The 4,171-nt window shown below is 72.5% G+C and carries 5 protein-coding genes and 1 pseudogene; 4 read left to right on the forward strand and 2 right to left on the reverse strand.

Annotation, left to right across the window (positions count from 1 at the left end; all coding sequences use genetic code 11):
• Positions 1–271: 271 nt before the first annotated feature.
• Positions 272–1,219, reverse strand: a complete 948-nt coding sequence (locus tag E1265_RS34420) for a sporulation protein (protein WP_132934884.1) — start codon at positions 1,217–1,219, stop codon at positions 272–274.
• 199 nt (positions 1,220–1,418) lie between these two features.
• Between E1265_RS34420 and E1265_RS34425 the strand changes: the two genes are divergently transcribed.
• From E1265_RS34425 to E1265_RS34435, 3 genes are read left to right on the forward strand one after another with little or no spacing between them, the layout of a single operon-like run.
• Entirely contained in the window at positions 1,419–1,865 is a 447-nt protein-coding gene (locus tag E1265_RS34425) for a hypothetical protein (RefSeq protein WP_132934885.1), read from the forward strand.
• Positions 1,866–1,925: 60 nt separating this feature from the next.
• A complete protein-coding gene (locus E1265_RS34430; RefSeq protein WP_132934886.1) occupies positions 1,926–2,618 on the forward strand; it encodes a DUF3105 domain-containing protein in 693 nt (230 codons plus the stop codon).
• Positions 2,615–3,232 carry a DUF305 domain-containing protein gene (locus E1265_RS34435; protein WP_132934887.1) on the forward strand — a complete coding sequence of 206 codons (618 nt, stop codon included), beginning with the start codon at positions 2,615–2,617 and terminating at the stop codon, positions 3,230–3,232. The genes E1265_RS34430 and E1265_RS34435 overlap by 4 nt, the downstream gene beginning before the upstream one ends.
• Before the next feature lie 193 nt (positions 3,233–3,425).
• On the opposite strand, the gene E1265_RS34440 is transcribed toward E1265_RS34435, so the two are convergent.
• Positions 3,426–3,827, reverse strand: coding sequence for a S4 domain-containing protein (locus E1265_RS34440; protein ID WP_132934888.1), 402 nt, complete (start codon positions 3,825–3,827; stop codon positions 3,426–3,428).
• A 130-nt stretch (positions 3,828–3,957) separates the two neighbouring features.
• Between E1265_RS34440 and E1265_RS34445 the strand changes: the two are divergent.
• Positions 3,958–4,171: pseudogene (locus E1265_RS34445) on the forward strand (murein L,D-transpeptidase); the annotation flags it as partial.

Here is a 4,171-nt window from a genome sequence, read left to right on the forward strand (position 1 = left end):
CTCCGAGGACCGACGCGGCGCACCTGGAAGCCGGTCGCCGAGCCGAGCGCGGCGTTGATTTTCCGTAGCAATTTCATGGCGAACGTTTCATGGCGAACGAGGCCCAACACCAACGGGGATGAGTACGGCGAAGATCGATTTCAGGGTCGTTCTTACACCAGAGTCGCCGTGCCGCCGGGACAAGACCCGAGCGGACCGTGGTTAACGAGCGAAGGCTCACTCGCCCGAGTGAACGGGGGAGTTCGGGCGAGTGAGCCGGTGGTCTCGCGCGTCAGCCCTCGTCGCCCTCGAAGGCGTCGCCGATCTCGTCGATGATCTCGCCCATCACGAGCCCACCGACCACGCCGGCCGCCACCCCCGCGATCATCGCGCCGGCGCCGAATCCCGAACGCTCATCGTCGCGGTGGCCGTGGTGGTCGCCGCCCAGGAAGCCGCCGCCGTGCCCGCCGCGCCGCTGGGCGAGCTGCTGGACCCAGGAGTCCACCAGGGCGTTGAAGTCCGTCCGTCCGACGTCCTGGTGGCCCACCTGGAAGCGGTTGACGACGTCGTGCCCGGAGGAGAGGAACCCGCCCGGCTTGTCGGCCTCGAGCACCACCTCGAGCCCGCTGGGGGAGGCCAGCAGGGAGACCTCGATCTCGCGCATGGCGCGCGCGTAGCGCTCCGGCGGGTACATCTCGATCTCCTGGTAGAACGGCAGCGTCTGCCCGGTGCCGCCGATGCGCCCCAGTTCCAGGTCGGCCGTCTTGAACCCGAAGCCGAGCTGGCCGAACGCCTCGAGCACGGCCTCCTGCACCGGCAGCGGCCGCACCATCAGCGGGTCCAGGTCGCCCTTGTCCACCGCGCCGGCCACCGCGAGCTCGGTGCGCACCCCGAGCACGATGCCGAGCGGCTGGCCGTAGATCTCGGTGATCGGGGTCTCCCAGGGCACCGGCACCTGGAACGGCACGCTGAACTCCTGCTCCTCGGCGAGGCGGAAGCCGCCGCCCACCGTGACCCGGTGGAAGACGACGTTGCCCTCGGTCTCCGAGTCGTGCCCCTCCGCCTCCACCCGGGCCACGAAGTCCAGGTGGATGCCGGTGATCTCGACATCCATGGAGCCGCCCCGCACCATGACCCGCCCCGTCAGGGTGCTGCCGGGAACGACCGCACCACCGTCCAGGATCGTGTCCACCGAGGGCCCGCCCACGCCGAGCGCCCCGAGCAGCCGTTTGAACACCATCTCGACGCTCTCCTTCGAGTCTGAGAGTCTGATAAGTCGGATAGATCCTGAAGATCCCGTTGTGTGGAATCCGTGCGGCCGTGTCCCCAACAACCGTGCGGCGCAAGGCCGATTCCCACGCTACCCTGCCCTCCGCGACGATCCGTGGTCATGACGGCACCGGTCCATCACCGATCGGCCATGAGTACGATGACCGTCGATGACCCGATCAGCCGGCCGGACCGGCGGCACAGACGTCAGCCCCGCCCGGCGCGGCGGGGCTGCCTCGGGCACGGCGCCACTGCGGAGCCTGCTGCTCGCCCTCGTCGTGGTGCTGTGCGCCCTCGGCCTCTGCGCCGTCGGCGCCGAGGCCGACGCCCTGGCCGTCACCCCGGCCGCGACCTCGGGTCACCACGCCGCGCAGCCGGATCTCGGGCAGCACCCCCACGCCCAGCCGCCGGCGGACTCCATCGACCCGGGCAGCACCTGCCATGGCGGCCCGGGCACGCCGGCCGACCCGCTGCTCCCGGCCCCGCTCGCGCTCCACGTTCCGCCGCCCGACCCGGCGTCGCCCGCCCGCGCCATCGCCGCCCCCGGCATCAGCGGACCGGCGAACGACCGGGCCTGGGCCGTCGACCTGCATCGGCTGCGGATCCAGCGAACGTGACGGGAAAGTCCCACCCCGCACCACCAGACAGGACCATCCCGTTCGCCGGAAGAGGACACCATGGCAACCAACAAGACCAACAACAAGGCCACCAACAAGCCCGGCGGCAAGTCGGGGAAGCGGAACGCCGCCGCCGAGCGCCGTGCCAAGATCGAGGAGGCGCGCCGCAGGGAACGCGCCCGTGACCGCCGCAACCGCATCCTCACCATAGTCGCCTGCACCGTGGTGCTCGCCGCCACCGTCGGCGGTGGCTGGTGGCTGGTGGCCAGCACCGACAGCGACGACGAGGCCGCGCCGCAGGCCGGCGAGTCCAGCGAGATCGAGGGCGTGCAGACCTGGGAGGACCTGGGGCGCAACCACGTCGAGGGCGAGGTCGACTACGCGATGATCCCGCCGGCCGGCGGCGACCACGCGCAGGCCTGGATGAACTGCGACGCCGACGTCTACGAGTCCGAGATACCGAACGAGAACGCGGTGCACTCGCTCGAGCACGGCGCGGTCTGGGTCACCTACAACGACGCCGCGGCCGAGGCCGACATAGCGACCCTCTCGGACCGCGTCTCCGCCACCACCTACACCCTGATGAGCCCCAAGCCGGACCAGGAGTCCCCGATCGTGCTCACCGCCTGGGGCAACCAGCTGGCTCTCGACACCGCCGACGACCCGCGCGTCGAGACCTTCTTCAACACCTTCGTCCAGGGCCCGCAGACGCCCGAGCCGGGCGCCGCCTGCACCGGAGGGGTCACGGAATGACAGCCGCTGTCCGGCGGTGGTTGTTCGCGGCGAGCGGCGCGATCGCCGCGGTCGCCGCGGTGCTGATCGGCCTGACCGCCCTGGCCCCCGCCGAGTCCGAGCCGGACGCGCCGGCCGAGGACTCGGCGGACGTCGGCTTCGCGCGTGACATGTCCGTCCACCACCAGCAGGCGGTGGAGATGTCCTTCATCATCCGGGACCGCACCGATGACGAGGACGTGCGCAGGCTCGCGTACGACATCATCAACACCCAGGCCAACCAGCGGGGGATGATGCTCGGCTGGCTCGAGGTCTGGGGCCACAACAAGAGCTCGGGTGAGCCGCCGATGTCCTGGATGGCCGAGGACGGCCACGGCGGCGGCCACGAGGGCGGGATGCCCGGCATGGCCACCGACCAGGAGCTCGACGAACTCGCCGCGGCCGAGGGCGAGGACGCGGAGATCCGCTACCTGGAGCTGATGACGGCCCACCACGAGGGCGGCGTGCTGATGGCCGAGGCGGCCGCGCGGGACGCCGGCACCGAGGAGATCAGGAACCTCGCCGCGGGCATGGTCGAGGCGCAGGAGTCGGAGATCCGTCTCATGAGCGACATGCTGGCCGATCGCGGCGCGTAGCCCTCTGGCCAGGCCGGCCTTGGCGGTGGTCGGTGGGTCGCGCCGTCGCGGTGCCGTCTTGGCCGGTGGTCGGGCGGTCGATGCGCCGGCCGGTCGCGGCGTGCCCATGGCCGGGGAGTTCGCCCTGTCCGAGGACTCGCGTCCGGCGGGCCGGGCCGGCCGGGGCGGCGGCCTGCCCCGGCCGGGCGCCGGTCTAGCCTGCCGCAGGCGGGCGGCGGAGGCCGCGGAGGCGTTCCGTCTCGCGGCGTTCGCGTTTGGTCGGGCGGCCGGTGCCGCGGTCGCGGCGGGCCACCGCGACCATCTGCTCGCGCGGGGGCGGCGGCGGGCTGTTGTCCTGGTAGCACTCGACCGCGACCGGCGCGCCGACCCGCTTGCGGATCAGCTTGCGCACCACCACGATCCGCTCCCGGCCCTCCTGCCGCACCCGGATCTCGTCGCCGGCCCGCACCGGCTGCGCCGGCTTCGCCCGCTCCCCGTTCACCCGCACGTGCCCCGCCCGGCACGCGCTGGCGGCGGCAGAGCGCGTCTTCGCCAGCCGCACGGACCAGATCCAGCTGTCCACGCGGACGCTGCCGCTCTCCTCCTCCGACACCATGCTCCCGACCCTAGCCCGTCGCCCCGGTGCGGGTCTGACAGAGTGGTCCGCACCACACGCCGGACGATCAGTGCGGAGGAAGCAAGTGCGGGCTCGGCAGAGGACGTTGGGAATAGTCGCGGCGGCGCTTGTGGGCGCGGCAGGGTGCGGCACGGCCGACTCCCTCGAACCGGATCGGGGGCCGCGCCCCGCCCTCACCACGGACGCCACCCCCGAGGCACCGGAGCCGGACCAGGAGATCACCGACCCCTCTCCCGACGAGGGACTGACGACCACCGTCCCCGAGCAGCGGGAGGAGGAGCCGCCCGCGGAGCCAGAACCCGAGCCCGAGCCCACCACCGCCG

This window comes from Streptomyces sp. 8K308 (assembly GCF_004348315.1).
In the GTDB taxonomy this organism is placed as follows: Bacteria; Actinomycetota; Actinomycetes; order Streptomycetales; family Streptomycetaceae; genus Streptomyces.